Source organism: Aquimarina sp. AU474 (assembly GCF_900312815.1).
GTDB lineage: Bacteria > Bacteroidota > Bacteroidia > Flavobacteriales > Flavobacteriaceae > Aquimarina.
The window spans coordinates 98,976-117,179 of sequence record NZ_OMPE01000007.1; the positions used below are offsets into that span (position 1 = coordinate 98,976).

At 32.9% G+C, this 18,204-nt stretch carries 17 protein-coding genes; 4 read left to right on the forward strand and 13 right to left on the reverse strand.

Going from position 1 to position 18,204, the window contains the following annotated elements:
* Positions 1–15: 15 nt before the first annotated feature.
* Positions 16–1,386 carry a histidine--tRNA ligase gene (hisS, locus tag DK508_RS07105; RefSeq protein WP_109300060.1) on the reverse strand — a complete coding sequence of 457 codons (1,371 nt, stop codon included), beginning with the start codon at positions 1,384–1,386 and terminating at the stop codon, positions 16–18.
* Between the two features lie 206 nt (positions 1,387–1,592).
* On the opposite strand from hisS, the gene DK508_RS07110 reads away from it, so the two are divergent.
* Positions 1,593–2,828: an ABC transporter permease gene (locus DK508_RS07110; RefSeq protein ID WP_109300061.1), complete on the forward strand. Its 1,236-nt coding sequence runs from the start codon at positions 1,593–1,595 to the stop codon at positions 2,826–2,828.
* 35 nt (positions 2,829–2,863) lie between these two features.
* On the opposite strand, the gene DK508_RS07115 is transcribed toward DK508_RS07110, so the two are convergent.
* Positions 2,864–3,343 carry a DUF6495 family protein gene (locus tag DK508_RS07115; RefSeq protein ID WP_109300062.1) on the reverse strand — a complete coding sequence of 160 codons (480 nt, stop codon included), beginning with the start codon at positions 3,341–3,343 and terminating at the stop codon, positions 2,864–2,866.
* A 285-nt stretch (positions 3,344–3,628) separates the two neighbouring features.
* Here DK508_RS07115 and DK508_RS07120 point away from each other — a divergent pair, with 285 nt between their 5' ends.
* Positions 3,629–4,870, forward strand: a complete 1,242-nt coding sequence (locus DK508_RS07120; protein ID WP_235016317.1) for a M20/M25/M40 family metallo-hydrolase — start codon at positions 3,629–3,631, stop codon at positions 4,868–4,870.
* 60 nt (positions 4,871–4,930) lie between these two features.
* Here the strand turns inward: DK508_RS07120 and DK508_RS07125 are convergent, their stop codons facing one another.
* The 4 genes from DK508_RS07125 to rpsF all read right to left on the reverse strand — a co-directional run bounded on the left by DK508_RS07125 (position 4,931) and on the right by rpsF (position 9,362).
* Positions 4,931–8,143, reverse strand: a complete 3,213-nt coding sequence (locus DK508_RS07125) for a TonB-dependent receptor (RefSeq protein ID WP_109300064.1) — start codon at positions 8,141–8,143, stop codon at positions 4,931–4,933.
* Between the two features lie 112 nt (positions 8,144–8,255).
* Entirely contained in the window at positions 8,256–8,708 is a 453-nt protein-coding gene (gene rplI / locus DK508_RS07130; RefSeq protein ID WP_109300065.1) for a 50S ribosomal protein L9, read from the reverse strand.
* Between the two features lie 16 nt (positions 8,709–8,724).
* The gene (gene rpsR, locus DK508_RS07135) at positions 8,725–9,024 is read right to left on the reverse strand and encodes a 30S ribosomal protein S18 (RefSeq protein ID WP_200831859.1); all 300 of its coding nucleotides are present in this window, start codon (positions 9,022–9,024) and stop codon (positions 8,725–8,727) included.
* Positions 9,024–9,362, reverse strand: coding sequence for a 30S ribosomal protein S6 (gene rpsF, locus DK508_RS07140; RefSeq protein ID WP_109300067.1), 339 nt, complete (start codon positions 9,360–9,362; stop codon positions 9,024–9,026). Before rpsF ends, rpsR begins: the two co-directional genes overlap by 1 nt.
* A 256-nt stretch (positions 9,363–9,618) precedes the next feature.
* On the opposite strand from rpsF, the gene DK508_RS07145 reads away from it, so the two are divergent.
* Positions 9,619–10,326 carry a LytTR family DNA-binding domain-containing protein gene (locus DK508_RS07145; RefSeq protein WP_109300068.1) on the forward strand — a complete coding sequence of 236 codons (708 nt, stop codon included), beginning with the start codon at positions 9,619–9,621 and terminating at the stop codon, positions 10,324–10,326.
* Between the two features lie 196 nt (positions 10,327–10,522).
* Positions 10,523–11,230, forward strand: coding sequence for a LytTR family DNA-binding domain-containing protein (locus DK508_RS07150; RefSeq protein WP_109300567.1), 708 nt, complete (start codon positions 10,523–10,525; stop codon positions 11,228–11,230).
* A 66-nt stretch (positions 11,231–11,296) separates the two neighbouring features.
* On the opposite strand, the gene priA is transcribed toward DK508_RS07150, so the two are convergent.
* From priA to nadC, 7 genes are all read right to left on the reverse strand, one after another.
* Complete coding sequence (priA, locus tag DK508_RS07155; RefSeq protein ID WP_109300069.1) at positions 11,297–13,750, reverse strand: primosomal protein N'; 2,454 nt, start codon at positions 13,748–13,750, stop codon at positions 11,297–11,299.
* A 145-nt stretch (positions 13,751–13,895) separates the two neighbouring features.
* The gene (locus DK508_RS07160; RefSeq protein ID WP_109300070.1) at positions 13,896–14,462 is read right to left on the reverse strand and encodes a chalcone isomerase family protein; all 567 of its coding nucleotides are present in this window, start codon (positions 14,460–14,462) and stop codon (positions 13,896–13,898) included.
* 117 nt (positions 14,463–14,579) lie between these two features.
* Positions 14,580–15,008: a DUF2147 domain-containing protein gene (locus DK508_RS07165; RefSeq protein WP_109300568.1), complete on the reverse strand. Its 429-nt coding sequence runs from the start codon at positions 15,006–15,008 to the stop codon at positions 14,580–14,582.
* Positions 15,009–15,106: 98 nt separating this feature from the next.
* Positions 15,107–15,673 (reverse strand): chalcone isomerase family protein, encoded by a 567-nt coding sequence (locus tag DK508_RS07170; RefSeq protein ID WP_109300071.1) that lies wholly within the window; start codon positions 15,671–15,673, stop codon positions 15,107–15,109.
* 144 nt (positions 15,674–15,817) lie between these two features.
* Entirely contained in the window at positions 15,818–16,378 is a 561-nt protein-coding gene (locus tag DK508_RS07175) for a chalcone isomerase family protein (RefSeq protein ID WP_109300072.1), read from the reverse strand.
* 24 nt (positions 16,379–16,402) lie between these two features.
* Positions 16,403–17,320: a YihY/virulence factor BrkB family protein gene (locus DK508_RS07180; protein WP_109300073.1), complete on the reverse strand. Its 918-nt coding sequence runs from the start codon at positions 17,318–17,320 to the stop codon at positions 16,403–16,405.
* 3 nt (positions 17,321–17,323) lie between these two features.
* Positions 17,324–18,181, reverse strand: a complete 858-nt coding sequence (nadC, locus tag DK508_RS07185; protein ID WP_109300074.1) for a carboxylating nicotinate-nucleotide diphosphorylase — start codon at positions 18,179–18,181, stop codon at positions 17,324–17,326.
* Positions 18,182–18,204 lie beyond the last annotated feature (23 nt).

Here is an 18,204-nt window from a genome sequence, read left to right on the forward strand (position 1 = left end):
TAATTTACTGATTTTTTATTGCAATAGCACTTTTAATTCGTCAAAATTTATTTCAGTCTGGGTTCCCAATTCCATATTTTTAACTGTAAATGTCTCATTTTCTATCTCTGAAGTCCCTGCCAGTATTACAAAAGGTATATTTCTTTTATTAGCATAGCCCATTTGTTTTTTCATCTTTGCGCTATCGGGGTACAACTCTGCCACCACTCCTTGATTACGCAAAGCTTGTACTGCTTTAAAACAATACAATGCTTCTTGATCTCCAAAATTAATAAATAAAGCTTTGGTAGAAAGTGCTACTGTTTCAGGAAATAATCCCAACTCTTCTAGCACCAAATAAATCCTATCTAATCCAAATGATATCCCTACGCCACTCACATTCTTTAATCCAAAAATACCAGTAAGATCATCATATCTTCCACCACCACCAATAGAGCCCATTTTTACATTTTCTGGCGCCGAAACTTCAAAAATTGCTCCGGTATAATAGTTTAATCCTCTTGCCAATGTAACATCAAGATCTAAGTTTGCCGTTTCTAATGCAACTTGATCCATTGCCTGTATGATAAATTCTAATTCTTGAACTCCTTTTGCTCCTTCTTCAGACGAAGATAGCAATTCTTTTAATTTCGCTATTTTTTCTGTGGTAGTACCCGTAAAATTAAAAAGCGGCTTTACTTTATCTATAGCATCTTGATCAATTCCTTTTTGGAGCATTTCTTTTTTTACACCATCTTCTCCAATTTTATCTAACTTATCTAATGCCACCGTAAAATCAATCAATTTATCACTGGCACCAATAACTTCTGCAATACCCGATAGTATTTTTCGGTTATTAATTTTTATAGTTACTCCTTCAAGTTTAAGCTTAGTAAATACCTTATCATATAACTGAATAAAATCAATTTCTTGCCATAAAGAACTACTACCTACTACATCAGCATCACATTGATAAAACTCTCTAAATCGGCCTTTTTGAGGTCTATCTGCTCTCCAAACGGGTTGTATTTGATATCTTTTAAACGGAAAATCTATTTCATTTTGATGTTGCACCACATAGCGAGCAAAAGGTACCGTAAGGTCATAACGAAGTGCTTTTTCACTTATTTTAGAAATCATTTTAGTGCTATCCTTACTCGTATACAAAGCATCATCTACTTTCTTTAAATAATCACCACTATTCAATATCTTAAAAATCAATCTATCTCCTTCTTCTCCATATTTACCCATTAATGTGTCACTATTCTCAAAACTAGGGGTCTCGATCGGTTGAAACCCGAACAATTTAAACTGTTCTTTAATAGTATCAACGATATAACTTCTTTTTGCCACCTCTACTGGTGAAAAATCACGTGTTCCTTTGGGTACTGATGGTTTTTGTGCCATGGTATTCTTTTATTATTTGCCGTCTTTAGTTTTATGTATTCTGTAATCAAAAAGTAGTATCAGAATTTTAAACGTCGAACCTTTAGGGCTGCAAATATCTGAAAAAAGTATAAAGGCATTTCATCTAACACATAAAAATCTAGTTTTTTGAGTAACTTTAAACAAGTTTTGTAGTCTTATCATACAAACCGGTTAATATATCTATTATGTTTTCACTTTTTAGAGAGAATATTCGTATTGCGATGGATTCTATCAAAGGACAAGTTTTAAGAACAATCCTTACTATTTTAATCATTGCCATTGGGATCACAGCACTCGTTGGAATTCTCACTTTTCTTGGGGCTTTAGAAAAAACCATAACCGGAGATTTTGCATCTATGGGAGCAAATACTTTTAACATACAACGTTATGAGTTTAGCACTAGAAACAATCGAGATCGAGAAAAAGTAAATCCTATTATTAGTTATCGTAATGTAAAGCAGTTTAAAGACAAATTTCAATACCCGTTTTCTAAAACCTCTATTTATTTTACAGGAACGCGAAATGCCGAAGTAAAATTTGAAAATGAAAAAACAGATCCCGAAGTATCTGTACTGGGAGTAAATGAAAACTATTTAGAAAACACAGGAACAGAAATCGAAAAAGGTAGAAATTTCACCTTTTTTGATATCGAAAACAATAACCACGTATGCCATATTGGTTCTGATTTTAAGAAAAATCTCTTCAAAAATACCGACCCAATAGGAAAAACCATAAGTATTAGAGGTGTTAAATTTAAGGTAATTGGATTATTAGAAAGTAAAGGAGCTACGTTTAGAAACAATCAAGATCTTAGAGTTTTAATCCCATTGCAAACCGCCAGATCAATTTATACACTACCCAACATTAATTACGGAATAAGTGTAAAAGTAGATGACAAACAATTTCTTGAAGGAGCACAAGATCAAGCTATTGTAGCTTTTAGAAATATTAGAGGTCTTAATCCTATTGAAGAAAGTAATTTTGGTTTAGAACGCAGTGATGATCTTATTAATCGTATTACTAGTATTACCTCTTATCTATACTATGCAGCATGGATCATTAGTATCATTACCATTTTTGGATCTTCTATTGCACTAATGAATATTATGTTGGTATCGGTAACCGAGCGTACTCGAGAAATTGGGGTACGAAAAGCTTTGGGAGCAAAAAAACATACTATATCTGGGCAGTTTTTTCTTGAAACTGTTATCATTGGACAGTTTGGCGGAATCCTAGGTATTATATTGGGTATCTTGGTAGGTAGTCTTGCCGCTAACTTATCGAATTTTCAATTTTCGATCCCATGGCTGGCCATGTTTGCTGCCGTGATCACCTCTTTTTTAACAGCAGTAGTATCTGGATTATACCCTGCTGTAAAAGCAGCAAATCAAGATCCTATAGAATCATTGCGATACGAATAAGATCTTGATCTGTTTATTACATGTAAGTTTATATATTATTCTTGATCTTGAACCAGTTTTGAGAAGTAGTTAAACAATTCTCCTTTGGTGATATTAGCTCCTTGTTGTATTAATTTAAATTTATCTAGATTTTTATCCGTTCCATACTCCTTAGAAGCATTATAAAAAACAACTTCGTCATTAAGTAAGTTTTCTTGCAACCACTTATACCCATCGGGTGTTGTAATATCGATAGTCTCATTATTTACCTTTATCGCAATCAAGTACATTTGATTATCATGCAACTCAAACAAATGTATCTGATCTTTTGAAAAATGCTCAAGATACTGCGCACCATCAAGTACTCCCTCCCAAACCAAATCACTAAAAATGTCTATTTCTTCTTCGGCTACATTTGGATTATTGGCCTTAATATCGCTCCATTCGTCGGCCGTTATTGATTGCGTTGCCAAAAAATTGATGAATTCTACATGCAACTCTTCAAGTTGTTCTTTACTTAATCTTTGATATTTCATTACTCTTCTTGTTTTTCGCTATCACTTCAAATAAAGTAATATGCGCCTCACATATTATTGAACTTTCTAATTCTTAAAAACGGACTGCAAAAGTAACTATAAAAAGATGATTAATCCACAATAATAATAGTCTTCTATCCAAATACATACTTAATCGATCTAGAGCAACTTTGTATCTCTTAAAGTTCTTATATTTATACATACACATAAACTTAACTCACAATGAATCTATCTGTTATAATCACTGCTGTCTATTCATTTATTTTTTTTCTAACACCCGTACAAATGTCATCTCAAGAATTATCTAAATCCGAAAAAAAAATCATTAAAACTATTGAGAAGAATCATCAATTTGCAATACAATTTTTGGAAAAAGTAGTGAATATCAATAGCGGAACAATGAACCATGAGGGAGTAAAAGAAGTAGGGATGGTTTTTAAAAAACAATTTGAAGCAATCGATTTTGATACACGTTGGATTGATATGCCTAAAGAGGTAAACCGAGCTGGACACTTTTTTGCAGAAAATAAGGGCGCCAAAGGTAAAAAAATTGTACTCATAGGGCATTTGGATACCGTGTTTGAAAAAGATAGTCCTTTTCAAGAATTTAGCATTGATGGCGATATTGCATATGGCCCAGGAGTAAATGATATGAAAGGAGGAAATGTTGTAGTTCTATATGCGTTAAAGGCATTACATGAAAACAATCTTTTAAACGATTCGCAGATCATTGTGGCTTTTACAGGAGATGAAGAAAGCACCGGAAAACCTTTAGAATTGAGTAGAAAAGATCTAATTGATGCCGCCAAACGATCCGATATTGCTCTGGGGTTCGAAACCTCTACAGGTTTTAATTATGCCACAGTGGCTAGAAGAGGCTCTTCGGGATGGGAATTAGAAGTTAGTGGAAAAAGAGCGCACTCTTCTGGGATTTTTAATAAACAAATTGGTGCAGGAGCTATTTTTGAAGGTTCTAGAATTTTGAATGCCTTTTATAACCAGGTAAAGGGTGAAGAATTTTTAACCTTTAACCCAGGAGTTATATTGGGAGGTACTGATATTGAATTTGATAAAGAACAAAATGAAGGGGAAGCTTTTGGCAAAAACAATGTAGTAGCGCAAACATTAATTGTAAAAGGTGGTTTACGGTTTATTTCGGAAGAACAAAAAGAGAGAGCAAGATCAAAAATGCGTGAAATAGTTAAAAAAAACCTACCGCATACCACTGCCAAAATAACTTTTAACGATAGTTATCCTGCAATGCAACCTACAGACGGAAATCACAAGCTTTTGGCTCTTTTAAACGGCGTAAGTGCAGATCTAAATCAAGGTGAAGTTCTTGCCTATGATCCAGGAAAACGTGGTGCTGCTGATACCTCGTTCGTTGCAGATTATGTAGATTGCTTAGATGGTTTGGGCACCATGGGCACAGGAGCGCATACCCCTAAAGAAACGATGGATTTATCCACTTTTGAGGCCTTAACCAAAAGAACGGCTCTATTAATTTATCGATTAATCAACTTATAATAAAACATAAAAAAAGAGGCCTTGTAACTACAAAGCCTCTTTTGATCTAATAGATACTATTTAATTAAAAATATAACGTAATCCAACTTGTGCTTGCCATCTAGAATCTAAACTAAAATCATTTGCAAATGTTTGTGTTTGTGATACATCGAACGTGTATACAGGCGTACCGGTATTATCAACAGAAACACCTATAGGCTGATCATTGACAGGAATTTCGATAACTCCCCAATCAGAGTTTAGTAAATTTCCGAAATTTAAAATATCCAAACTTAATTGAATCGTATTGGTTCTTTCTCCAACTTGGATATCATAATCCTGCAACAACTTAACATCCCATCTTCCTCTCCAAGGACTTAGAATCGCATACTTTTCGGCATAACTTCCTCTTCTCTCATTTAGATACTCATCTTGTTGAATATAATTCTCTAAGGCTACCCGCTGTGCTTCTCTTTCATTAAAAGAAGTACCTGTAAAATTGTATGTAGCCAAATCCTGAGATGTAGGTATATAGATAAGATCATTTAAAGGAGAGCCATCTCCGTTTATATCTCCAGAATATGTATATGAAAATCTACCACCTTGGGCATATTCATAAAACGCTCCCAAAGAAGTTCTCCATTGTTTATTTTTACCGTAACTAAAGCTTTTATTTATTTGTCCTACGATTCTATGCTTATCCCCATATCTTGAGGTAGAGCTTATGGCTTGATTTACATTACCTAATGCTGGATTTCTATCAAACGCATCGCTCGAAATTTCTGCATCTAATGAACTTGCATCTTCCGCCTCTAGGAAATTATATGCTATACTAGCAAATAAACCGTTACTAAAGTTTTTCTGAAGTTTAAACGACCAGTTAAAAGAGTATCCCACATTGGTATTAGTAAATACATATGCATTTGTAGGCCCTCCAAATTCGTTTACCGCTCTATCCGATGGTTGATAAATCAATCTATCATCTACACCATTAAGAACTCCTGTTGGTGTTCCTAAACCAAAATTTCTAACCATTTGAGCATTTACATCCTGCGTATAAATAAGATCTGTTGTAGCAACAATACCATTTTTGAACCTATAATCGATTCCTAAACTATTTCTCCACACTTGCGGAAATCTAAAATTAGGTGCAGAAGTTGTATAGAAAAAGAAATTAGGGTTTGCTACTTGATTTCCGATCCATACAAACGGAAGACGACCTGTAAAAATACCAGTACCTCCTCTTATTTGTAGTGTATTATCTCCTTTTACATCATAATTAAATCCTAATCTAGGAGAAACCAATATTCTTCGAGTTGGCAGATCCAAACTATTAAGTTGTGTTGGACTTCCATTTTGATCAAAATACGTAATTCCTGGTTGGTAATTTCCATCAGGAAAAGTACCCCCTGCCGATCTTTCTATATTTTCGGCAATTTTATCTTCGGTATCAAAATACAAAGGTTGATCAATTCTAAGACCATAAGTTACTGTAAGTCGGTCACTTATTTTCCATTTATCCTGTGCATATAGTGCAAATTGCCCCACGTTGGTTTCTGCAAGTGCCCAGTTATCGGTAGCATTATTCGTGTCAAATACGTTTTGTGCATTTGCCAAAGATTCTGCAATAAGTCCGCTATTAACCGCCTCTTCAAAACTAAGACCAGGTATAGAAGGGTCTTCTCTAACACTGGTGAAGTCGGGAGCAAAAGTTCCTACACCACCTGTTGCATTAAAATACGTATATACACCCAGGTTAAAAGAATTATCAAATTCGAATCGCTCAAATGTACCTCCAAAAGTAAGTGTATGATCACCTGTTACGACGTTCAGGTTATTAGTTATCTGAAATACTTTTTGTTCTAATCTATTATTAATAGAAAAAGGTTCATGTCCTGCCACTATATAACGCACACCGTCTTGTTGAATATTAATAGGGGGTGCTGGTGCAGAAAAAGGATCTCTACTGTCGTCAAAAAAGGTATATCCCGCTTGAAATTTGTTAGATATATTACCATTACTGCCAAAACTAGAATTTAACTCTACTAAGAATGAGGTAATTTTATTATTAATTCTATATCCTGAGTTTCTAAATTGTAAAGTAGTTAAATCGGGTCCTCTCCTACCAATTGCTTCTGGATTTGCAGGAAGGTCTCTAGACGCATCTAAAAAATTATATATTACTGCCAATCTATGATTGTCATTGATATTCCAATCTAGTTTCAAAATACCTTTTGTTGATTCTGTATCATGTGTATACCCCTCAAAAGGTCCTGTTTCATATCCTAATGTACCGAGTTGTTGTGATACAAATTCGAGATCCTCGGCTGTTACTCTTGATACATTAGCTCCTGTTAAACCAGGTCTAGCGGCCAAAAAGTTAGAGCCGAGATCTTCTCTATCATCTTTTTCAAAATTACCAAATATGAATAATTTGTTTTTTATGATAGGTCCCCCGACACTAACTCCATATTGAGCTTGTGTTAAATCCGGTACAATAATATCATCATCTCCTACTTTATCTCCCGTCATATCTTGATTACGATAGAATCCGTATACCGTACCTTTCCATCGATTTGTTCCACTCTTAGTTACCGCATTTACCGATGCTCCTGTAAACCCTGCTTGAGTAACATCATAAGGAGCTGTAGAAACCTGGATTTGATCAATCGCATCTAACGAAACCGGTTGCGCATTGGTCTGCCCCCCTGGGGTAGCAGCATCTAATCCAAATGGGTTGTTAAAAATAGAACCATCCAAACTAAAATTATTAAACTGATCATTTCTACCTCCAAAAGAACCATTACTAGATGCCGTAGGCTCGAGTCTGTAAAAATCTGCTGCAGATCTAGTAATTGTGGGAAGTGCTTTTAATTCTCTATTACCAATACTCGTTTCGGCACCTGTGCGCTCACTACTAAAAGTGTTATTTTTATTAGAAGTAATAACTACTTCTTCTAATTGATTATCATCTTCTACCATAACCACCTCAACATTGTAGGTTTGTCCTAGTTGTAGAAAGACATCATCAATAAGCTGCTTCTTAAACCCTACATAACTAATAGTTACTCTATATGGCCCTCCTACCCTAAGGTTTATCAAATCAAAACGACCATCAAAATTTGTCACTCCACCATAACTAGTTCCTGTTGGTTCATGAACCGCAGTAATATTTACCCCAGGAAGTAGTTGATTGTTATTGTCATATACCACTCCAGAAATATTAGACGTGGTTACTTGCGCATTAACAGTAAAGCCTATTAATACCAAAATAAATAAGACGATTTTTTTCATGTAAAGAACTTTATATTAATTGATTGTGATTTTAAAATAAAAAAAATCGCCCAAATGGGCGATTTTTAATTATGCATATTATAAATAGTTATTAACTAACTATTATATAGTATTATTTTGCTTGAGCTACAATTTCGAAGGCAACAGGAGTTACAACTTCTCTATGAAGACGAACTGAAGCTTCATACTGACCCAAACGTTTAATTGTTCCACCTGGTACAGTAATGAATTTCTTTTCTAGCTCTACTCCTTCTTTACCAAAAGCAGCAGCAACATCTGCATTAGAAATAGAACCAAATAATTTGTCTCCAGATCCAACTTTTGCAGAAATTTTGATTTCTAATCCACCAAGTTTCTTGGCTACTTTTTGTGCATCCTCAATTTCTTTCTTTTCTTTAAAAGCACGTTGCTTTAAAGTTTCAGCAAGTACTTTCTTTGCAGAAGGAGTAGCTAAAACAGCAGCTCCTTGAGGAATTAAATAGTTACGTCCATAACCATTCTTCACTTGTACCACATCGTCTGCGAATCCTAGATTCTCAACGTCTCTCTTTAATATAAGTTCCATAATGTTACGACGAATTTTATTTTAATAAATCACCAACGTAAGGCATTAAAGCTAAGTGTCTAGCTCTTTTTACAGCTACACTTACTTTACGTTGATATTTTAAAGAAGTTCCTGTAAGACGACGAGGTAGTAATTTACCTTGCTCATTTACAAATGCCATTAAGAAATCAGGATCTTTATAATCGATATATTTAATACCTGATTTTTTGAAACGACAATACTTCTTGTTTTTTGCAGTATCTATATTAAGAGGAGTAAGATATCTGATCTCTCCATCTTTTTTTCCTTTAGCTTGTTGTTCTATAGATGACATAATTAAGCTTTTTGTTTGTTTCTAGTTCTTCTCTTTTCAGCCCAAGCAATTGCATGCTTATCTAAGCGTACAGTAAGATAACGCATTACTCGCTCATCTCTTCTATATTCAACTTCTAATGCGTTGATAGCTTCACCAGGCACCTGGTATTCAAATAAGTGATAAAAACCACTCTTTTTGTGTTGGATTGCATAAGCAAGCTTTTTAAGCCCCCAATCCTCTTTTGATATCATCTTGGCACCGTTAGAAACAAGAATGTCTTCGTATTTCTTAACTGTTTCCTTTATCTGTTCATCAGATAAAACGGGATTCAAGATGAAAACAGTTTCGTATTGATTCATAAAATCTAAGTTAAAAATTAAAATTGGCTGCAAAAGTAACATTATTATTTGGATTTTCAAACCACAATCGTATATCCTAATGATCTATTTTATTATATATCTAAATACTCAGTAAAACGAGGTTAAAAAACACATCTACACTCTTTTCAAAAAATCAAATTTTAATCGATAAAAAACATTATTATCCGATAAAAAACACAATTTATAGTAAAATTTGTTAATTTTTTCTTATTATTGTATTACCTAAATCATTAATATGGAACAACTATTACTCAAATGTGCTGTCGTCGATGATTCTACTATACAGCGTTTAGCTATTATGAAGCTAATAAAAAATCATCCACAATTAGAATTGGTTAATGCATGGAATAATGCAATTGATACTAAAAATGGATTGTTAGACACAAAAATTGATCTTTTGTTTCTGGATGTAGAGATGCCCGTTCTTACCGGTTTTGATCTTCTGGATCATCTAGAGGAAAAACCTCATGTCATCTTTGTAACCGGAAAAACAAAATATGCTCTTAGAGCATTCGATTATCATGCTATAGATTTTTTAAAAAAACCTTTAAAAAAGGAGCGATTTAATATCGCAGTACAAAAAGTCTTTAACACATATTCTTTGCCAGAAAATCAGAAAGAACAGGATAATCCTTTTGTTTTTATCAAAAGTGGTATTAAAGAATATAAGGTGTTTTTGAAACAAATTCTTTATGTTTCTGCTTTAAAAGATTTTGCAAAAATTCATATGGAAGAAGGTCGCCCTTTGGTTACTCTTGGTACTATGACTTCTCTTGAATCTGTATTACCCTCTAAATATTTTTTTAGAGCGCATAGGTCTTATATTGTAAATCTCAAAAAAATAGAACGTTTTGGTGCCCATTATATGGAAATAAGGGATAATAAAATACCCATAAGTCGAATGAAAAAACAAGAATTTAAAGATGCATTAAACTTATTATAAAAAATAATAACACATTAATAATTAAATACTTATACTGCTTATTTGCCTTTAATTAAAAGAGGGTTTTGCATCGAATAAAGTGTTTTACCATAAAACCATTTCGACGAAACACTGTTTTTATCGATAAAAAGCGTAAAATGTTTGTGGAAATAAGATATATTCATTAATATTGTATAAGAATAATAACACTATACAAGTGGAACAATCTCAATTAAAATGTGCGGTAGTAGATGATTCGCGTCTACAAAGACTAGCAATAGTAAAGCTTATAGACGAACATTCGTCACTAGAACTAGTGGCAGAATGGAATAATGCTATCGAAACAAAAAACGGCTTACTCGATACTCCTGTTGATTTGTTATTTCTAGATATAGAAATGCCAATTCTTACTGGATTTGATTTATTAGATGATCTCGAGAACAAGCCTCATATTATTTTTGTTACAGGAAAAACAAAATATGCTTTTAAAGCTTTTGATTATGATGCTGTAGATTATTTAAGAAAACCTCTTAAAAAAGATCGTTTTAATGCAGCAGTAGATAAGGCATTGAGTATGTCTCGTCTTAATACAGAAAATGCTGCTCTTGAAGATGATGATTACATTTTTGTAAAAAGTAACCTTAAGAAGCGTAAAATATTTCTAAATCAATTGAAATATGTAGAAGCTTTAGGAGATTATGTAAAGTTGATTATGGAAGAAGGAGACCCTATAGTTGTTTTGGCAACTATGAAATCTTTTGAAGCCCAATTACCAGATGATCGTTTCTTAAGAATTCATAAGTCGTACATCGTTAACTTAGATAAAGTAGAGCGCTATAATAGTCGTAATATTGAAATTGCTGACGAAAAAATACCGCTTAGCCGACATAAAAAGCATTCATTAATTGAAGCTTTAAACAACTAATTTAAAGTTTTAATTAGTACCTAAAATATTTTTAAAAAGTCCTGCTTTGCGCGGGATTTTTTACTTTTAATAGTTATCGACATTAATAATTAGTCGTACACCAGAAAACTCCTTTATACTACTAAACGATGTATTTACTTTTTTTATCACCTCTTTTGTTTTAATTAATGATTGCCCCTGCGGTATCTTAATTAAAATATTTTTATGGTATTGATTTCTTATTCTAGATATAGCAGGAAACTCTGGCCCCAAAACATTGTCTTTAAAAACATTTCTTAATGATTTTGCCAACCAATTAGTAGCATCGTTTACCTTATTATAATCTTTATGTTTTCCGGTTATTTTTATTAATCGGTAAAAAGGAGGGTATTTATATTGATGCCTCTCTTCTATTTGATCTTTATACATTCCTGAAAAATCATTGACTGAAACCTGTTGAAGAATTTGATGAAACGGATTATAGGTTTGAATTAATACGCTACCTCTTTTTTTGGTTCTACCAGCACGACCAGAAACTTGTTGCATTAATTGAAAACTACGCTCATGAGCTCTAAAATCGGGGAAATTGAGCAGATTATCTGCATTCATAATACCAACTAGGCTGACATTCCTAAAATCCAATCCTTTTGATAACATCTGTGTACCCACCATTATATCAATTTCTCCTTCTTCAAATCGGTTTATTATTTTTTCGTACCCATATTTTCCTCTCGTAGTATCCTGATCCATTCTGGCGATATTATGATCAGGAAAAAGCTCCTGCAACTCTTTTTCTATTTGTTCTGTTCCAAAACCTTTGGTAGTTAGCTCGGTACTATCACATGCCATACATTTTTGAAGCATAGCAATATGATATCCACAATAATGACATCTTAACTGATTGCGATGATTATGAAATGTTAAACTCACATCACAATTTGGACATTGTGGTGAATGGCCACAAGTATTACACTCAATAACTGGGGAGTACCCTCTTCGATTTTGAAACAAAATCACCTGCTCTCCCTCTTTTATAACATCCCGTATACTTTCTAATAACGTATCACTAAAATGTCCTGTCATTTCCTTTTTCTTATACTTGGTTTTTATATCTACCAAATTAATCTCTGGCATCAATACATTACCAAATCGTCTGGTAAGTTCAACTAGACCATATTTATCTTGTTTTGCGTTATAATAAGTCTCTAAAGAAGGTGTAGCCGAGCCCAATAATACTTTGGCCGAAAACATCTTGGCTAAAACTATAGCGGCATCTCTTGCATGATATCTTGGGGCAGGATCATATTGTTTAAACGTACTCTCGTGCTCTTCGTCTACAATAATCAATCCCAAATCTCTAAACGGAAGAAACATGGCAGATCGAGCTCCAATTACTATTTGAGCCTTTGCTTTTTGATTCTTAATATTATTCCATGCTTCTACCCTTTCATTCACAGAATATTTAGAATGATATACGGTTAGTTTTTCTCCAAAATATTCTTGCAGTCTACTTATTAATTGTGTCGTTAGCGCAATTTCTGGTAATAAATAAAGAACTTGCTTAGCCTCTTTCAAAGTATTTTCTATAAGCTTAACATATATTTCAGTTTTTCCGGAAGAGGTAACCCCATGTAACAAACAGACCTCTTTTTCCTTAAAAGAATGTGTTATTTCATCAAAAGCCCTGGATTGATACTCATTAAGCTCTTTTATATCATGCTCTGCCTCTCCTTCGTATCGTACTCGATCTGTTTGCAAATGATATTCTTGCAGTATCTTCTTATCTATTAAAGTTTTTATAATCGCAGAAGAACTATTTGATTCTTTAATTAATTCGCTAACTTTAATAGGTGTATCTGTTTTGGCCTGTAAAACAAATAATTGCATTAGTACATCTCTTTGTTTTGGAGCACGAGTCATGGCGTCTAACAAAGCTTTTAACGCATCCTCTTTGGCGTACTCTGCACTTAATCTAATATATCGTACCAATTTAGGTTTGTACTGCTCATAAATTTGCTCTTGAACGGTAACAATATCTTTTTCTAACAGTCGCTTTATTACCGGGAGTACATTTTTTTTACCCAGTATGTCCATTACTTCATGTATTCTAAGTAAACTTTGATACTGAAGGGCTTCGTATAATAAAAATTCATCATCCTTCAACAAAGTTTCATCTACAGAGTTATTGTTATTTTTCTGTATGATAGTTTCACTTTCTAACAGGAAAGCACTAGGGAGTGCTGCTCTCATTACCTCTCCTTTAGTGCACATATAATACTTAGAAATCCATGACCATAATCGCAATTGCTGATCGGTAACGATAGGAGTTTCATCGAGTATGTGTTCTATTTCTTTTGCCTCGTACACTACAGGAGGGTTTTGATGTACTTGAGTCACCAAAGCTGCATATACTTTTGTTTTACCAAATTGAACAGCAACACGCATTCCTGGTACTATAAAACCAGCCTCATTTTCATTAATACGATAGGTAAACTCTTTATCCAGAGGTATGGGAAGTATTACATCTATAAAATATGGCATTATCAACTATAAAGAAATGTAAAATACGTTTATTAAATAAACAAAAATACAAGTTTAAGTGGTAGTATACGTTTTAAAAAGGATAATAAAAAAAAGCCCAACACGTGCAATACGTATCGGGCATCTTATATTATATAATTTTTATTTATTCGCTCACTCCAAGCATTCCTCCTTTTATGATTTTGCAAGCTGGCTCATTTCCTAACCATATTTTAAACAATGCATATTTAAAATCGCGTCCTTCTATAAAACCTAGTTCTTTACCATTTTTATACGTTTTTACACCTTTTCCTTTTAGGTAAACTAAATCATAATAGTCGTTAATTTTCATTGGAGAATTAAAAAGTTTAAGAAAATCTTCTATTCTTACGTCTAAGCTTTGCGTGTTTCCAAACATAGCATCATCAAATCCTTTTCTAAATACTTTAATCATTCTTTCGTTGGTAACTTTTTTAGAAGCTATATTTAATCTGATAGCCATAGTCTCATCAGAATCCAACACTTTTCTATCGTCTGTATGTTTTACTTTGGTATATAACGTTCCGGCATACGTTTTAAAAGAAAGTACCTTTCTCATTGCACCTCCGTTATAACTTAATTCTTCTCCATCGTAATTTACTTTCTCAGGAACAACGATATCTCCTATTCTAATTTGTGCTATAGTTAAGTTCGAAATTAGTAAAAGAACTGTTAGGGTAATTATTCTTTTCATGGTTTAGTTTTTTTAAAGATTACCCCTAGTTAGTTCCATAATCTTTGAAAACCTAACATAAAAAAAATGTTAAATTTTATATTCACCTATAAAAAACACCAATTAACACCATTAAAACTAGACTCTTATCCATTGTTGTGTTCGGTAGAGAAAAGCAATATACCCTCTCACATTTAACACTTTCGGGTTATCTTCATCTATCCATATTTTGCAACGATATACTTTTCCGTTTTCTGGATCCAAAATAGTACCGTCTTCATACTCATCCCCATCTTTCTCTAAGTTTTTAATGATTACCATTCCTTCTATAGGCTTATTATAATCGCTCCCTTTACATTCTTCGCATAGGTTTCCTCTATCTGCTTCATTTATAATATGCGCAATTTTGCCATACAGTTTATCTCCCTTTTTGTATATCTCTACAATAGATCTAGGTTCTCCTGTATTATCATCGATTGTTTTCCACTTACCAATGATTTGCTCTTGAGCACTTAGGGTTCCTGTAAATAGTATTAAAAAGGTAAAAAAGATTCTAAAAAGGTTCATAATTATAATTAATAGATTAAACATTTATACTTTTCATAAAAGAAAAAGCTATCTGGATAATTTCAGATAGCTTTATATATTATTAAGGAATTATCAAACTATTGTAATCCTAACATTCCTTTTTTCAAAGGTTCACTAGCCGGTTCATCTCCTAACCAAATTTTAAATAGAGCATATTTAAAATCTCGTCCTTTAATAAGGCCTAATTCTTTATCATTCTTATATGCCTTAACACCAACTCCTTTGATATACACAAGATCGAAAATATCATTCTTTACTATCGGTTCACCAAAAAACTTAGTAAATTCTTTTATTCTTCCATCAAGAGCCTTTGTATTACCAAAAGTGGCTTTATGAAAACCGTCTTTTACTGCTTTGATCATTTTCTTTTGCGTTACAAAACCAGAAACAATATTAAGTTTAATTGACATCGTCTCATCTGCATCAAGAATTGTTTTTGGATCTTTACTTTTGTTTTGAAGATACAATCCTCCTGCATACAAATCGATCCAAAGCATTTCTCTTAAACCTGCTCCATTTAGTTTAAGTTCCGTTTCCGCAAAAGTTTGCTCATAAGGCAATATAGCTTTACTACCCACTCTAATCTGGGCTTGTACATTAGTTAGCGCGACCAATGCTACTAACAATAAAGTAATTTTTTTCATTATTAAATAAGGTTTATTTGGGGTGGATTAAAATTTTCCTACTTTCCTGGCTAACAAATATATAAAAATATTATGCACGCACAACACTTTGGAGTATGTTTACTTGTATATAGACATAAAAATACGATTATATCCTATTGATTACTAATAACCTAGCATTTCTTTTTTTAGTCCTTTATCTGCTGGTTTTTTACCTAACCAGATATTAAAAAGAGCTTCTTTAAAATCTAATCCCGCAACTGAACCCTTTTCTGCACCATCTTTATAGATTACACTTCCTTTTCCTTTTTCGTAAACAATATCATATACCTGATCAACTTCTATTTCATCTTTAATGAAACCAATAAATTTCTCCATTCGTTCTTTAATAGGATCAATGTTACCATTGGTTGATTTATCAAAACCGTCTCGTAAGGCACCGGCCATTTTACTTCTTGACATCAAACCTGATTGAATATGTAATTTGATCGCCATAGTTTCATCGGCTTTTGCTATAGCACTTGGGTTATTATTTTTTTTCTTCAGGTATAAGGCGCCAGCATATATATCGATAAAGAATTTCTCTCTTAATCCACCGCCATTAAACACTAGGTTTTCTTTATTAAAAGTAACAGTTTCGGGCACAACGGCATCTCCAATTTCTATTTGAGCCTGAGCAGATAAAACAATCATTGTAGCAAAAAATAATACGCTAAGTTTTTTCATTTGTAATTAAATATTTGTGTTAAATTATGTGTCAAAGTTTTTTCTAAGTTGAATCAATGATGCATTCAATTCAAAGCCTAATAATAATAAATTAGCATTAAGCCATATATATAACATTAAGATCAACATTGCACCTATGGATCCATATAATTGATTATAATTTGAAAAATTATCAATATAGATACCAAATAAATAGGTAGTGATTATGATCAAAAAAGTGGTCATAAAAGCACCAGGTGAAAAGAATTTATTTTGTTTTCCCTCTGAGGTGCCAAAATAAAACAATGTCGCTATGATTACAAATATCATGAACACAAATAAAGAATATTTACCGATCGTTAACCAAAAGACAGTATCATCTACTACTCCCATTGTATTTAAATCATCTACTAAATATGTAAAATAAATAGTACCTATAATGGTGATTAACAATAACGATGCCACGATTATTGATACTCCCAGCGCAACGATATACTGTCTAACAAAATTTCTATTCAAAGTAACGTGGTAAGAATATTCAAAACCTGAAAAAACAGCATTAATACCATTAGTCATCAAAAAAATAGATAGCAAAAAAACTGTAGATAACAATCCTCCTCTTGGGTTTGATGCAATATCATCAAAAATAACTTTAAAAAAATCTGAGGATTGCTTGGGTAATGCACCATTGATAAACTCGAAAAAATTTTCTTGATTAATTGGTAAGTAAGGAATAAGATTTAAAAGGAATAATAAAAAAGGAAATAATGAAAGAAAGAAACTCCAAGAAATCGCACTTGCTCTTGCAGAAAAAGTTCCTTTGATAATGCCAATAACATAAATTTCGATCAGATCATATATAGACAGCCCTTGAAAACCTGGGAGAACCAGTTTTTTTCCTATTTTAACCATAAGGTTAATTATAGGAATTTTGTTAAGCCTATCTTCAATATTCTTCGACATAAATCACATCGCTTTCAAACTCAAATCTAAATTATATACTGAGTGTGTGAGCGCTCCGCTACTTATATAATCTACACCACACTCTGCATATTTCCTAACCGTTTTTTCATTGATTCCTCCGCTGGATTCAGTTAAACACGTATCACCAATCAATTTAACAGCCTCTCTGGTATCTTCGTAATTAAAGTTATCAATCAAAATACGATATACTCCGGGAGTTTTAAGAATTTCTCTTATCTCATTAAGATCCCTTGCTTCTACAATAATCTTAAGATCTCGATTATGGTCAACTAAGTATTTCTTAGTTTTTTCTATAGCTTGAGTAATTCCGCCAGCAAAATCAATATGATTATCCTTTAACATTATCATATCATATAATGCAAATCTATGATTCTCTCCTCCTCCTATCTTAACAGCCCATTTCTCTAAAGCACGAATTCCTGGAGTGGTTTTACGGGTATCTAATATTTTTGTACCTGTACCCTCTAGAAGTTTTACAAATTGATTCGTCTTTGTTGCTATAGCACTCATTCTTTGCATAGCATTAAGTACTAATCGTTCTGCTTTAAGAATTGATTGCGAACTTCCAGAAACATAAAAAGCTTCATCTCCGTATTTTACTGGAGAACCATCTTTTATTTTTACATCAATAACCATTTCAGGATCTACAAAGCTAAATACCTTTTTAGCAAAATCTACTCCTGCCAAAATCCCTTCATCTTTTACCAAAAGTTTTGCTTTACCAGAAGCAGTTTTAGGGATACATGCTAGCGAACTATGATCTCCATCACCTACATCTTCTCTAATGGCATTAGCTATTATTAAATCAATTTCTTTGTTAAATTGGTTTTCACTAATCATATCGAATGGTTATTTTTGCTAAT

Bases quoted from the DNA above. Each gene is read 5' to 3' on its own strand.
- DK508_RS07170 (WP_109300071.1), bottom strand. From the start codon at position 15,673: ATGAAAAAAATTACTTTATTGTTAGTAGCATTGGTCGCGCTAACTAAT.
- DK508_RS07115 (WP_109300062.1), bottom strand. From the start codon at position 3,343: ATGAAATATCAAAGATTAAGTAAAGAACAACTTGAAGAGTTGCATGTA.
- priA (WP_109300069.1), bottom strand. From the start codon at position 13,750: ATGCCATATTTTATAGATGTAATACTTCCCATACCTCTGGATAAAGAG.
- DK508_RS07165 (WP_109300568.1), bottom strand. From the start codon at position 15,008: ATGAACCTTTTTAGAATCTTTTTTACCTTTTTAATACTATTTACAGGA.
- nadC (WP_109300074.1), bottom strand. From the start codon at position 18,181: ATGATTAGTGAAAACCAATTTAACAAAGAAATTGATTTAATAATAGCT.
- rpsF (WP_109300067.1), bottom strand. From the start codon at position 9,362: ATGAATCAATACGAAACTGTTTTCATCTTGAATCCCGTTTTATCTGAT.
- DK508_RS07120 (WP_235016317.1), top strand. From the start codon at position 3,629: ATGTCATCTCAAGAATTATCTAAATCCGAAAAAAAAATCATTAAAACT.
- rplI (WP_109300065.1), bottom strand. From the start codon at position 8,708: ATGGAACTTATATTAAAGAGAGACGTTGAGAATCTAGGATTCGCAGAC.
- DK508_RS07110 (WP_109300061.1), top strand. From the start codon at position 1,593: ATGTTTTCACTTTTTAGAGAGAATATTCGTATTGCGATGGATTCTATC.
- DK508_RS07145 (WP_109300068.1), top strand. From the start codon at position 9,619: ATGGAACAACTATTACTCAAATGTGCTGTCGTCGATGATTCTACTATA.
- DK508_RS07180 (WP_109300073.1), bottom strand. From the start codon at position 17,320: ATGTCGAAGAATATTGAAGATAGGCTTAACAAAATTCCTATAATTAAC.
- DK508_RS07160 (WP_109300070.1), bottom strand. From the start codon at position 14,462: ATGAAAAGAATAATTACCCTAACAGTTCTTTTACTAATTTCGAACTTA.
- hisS (WP_109300060.1), bottom strand. From the start codon at position 1,386: ATGGCACAAAAACCATCAGTACCCAAAGGAACACGTGATTTTTCACCA.
- DK508_RS07125 (WP_109300064.1), bottom strand. From the start codon at position 8,143: ATGAAAAAAATCGTCTTATTTATTTTGGTATTAATAGGCTTTACTGTT.
- DK508_RS07175 (WP_109300072.1), bottom strand. From the start codon at position 16,378: ATGAAAAAACTTAGCGTATTATTTTTTGCTACAATGATTGTTTTATCT.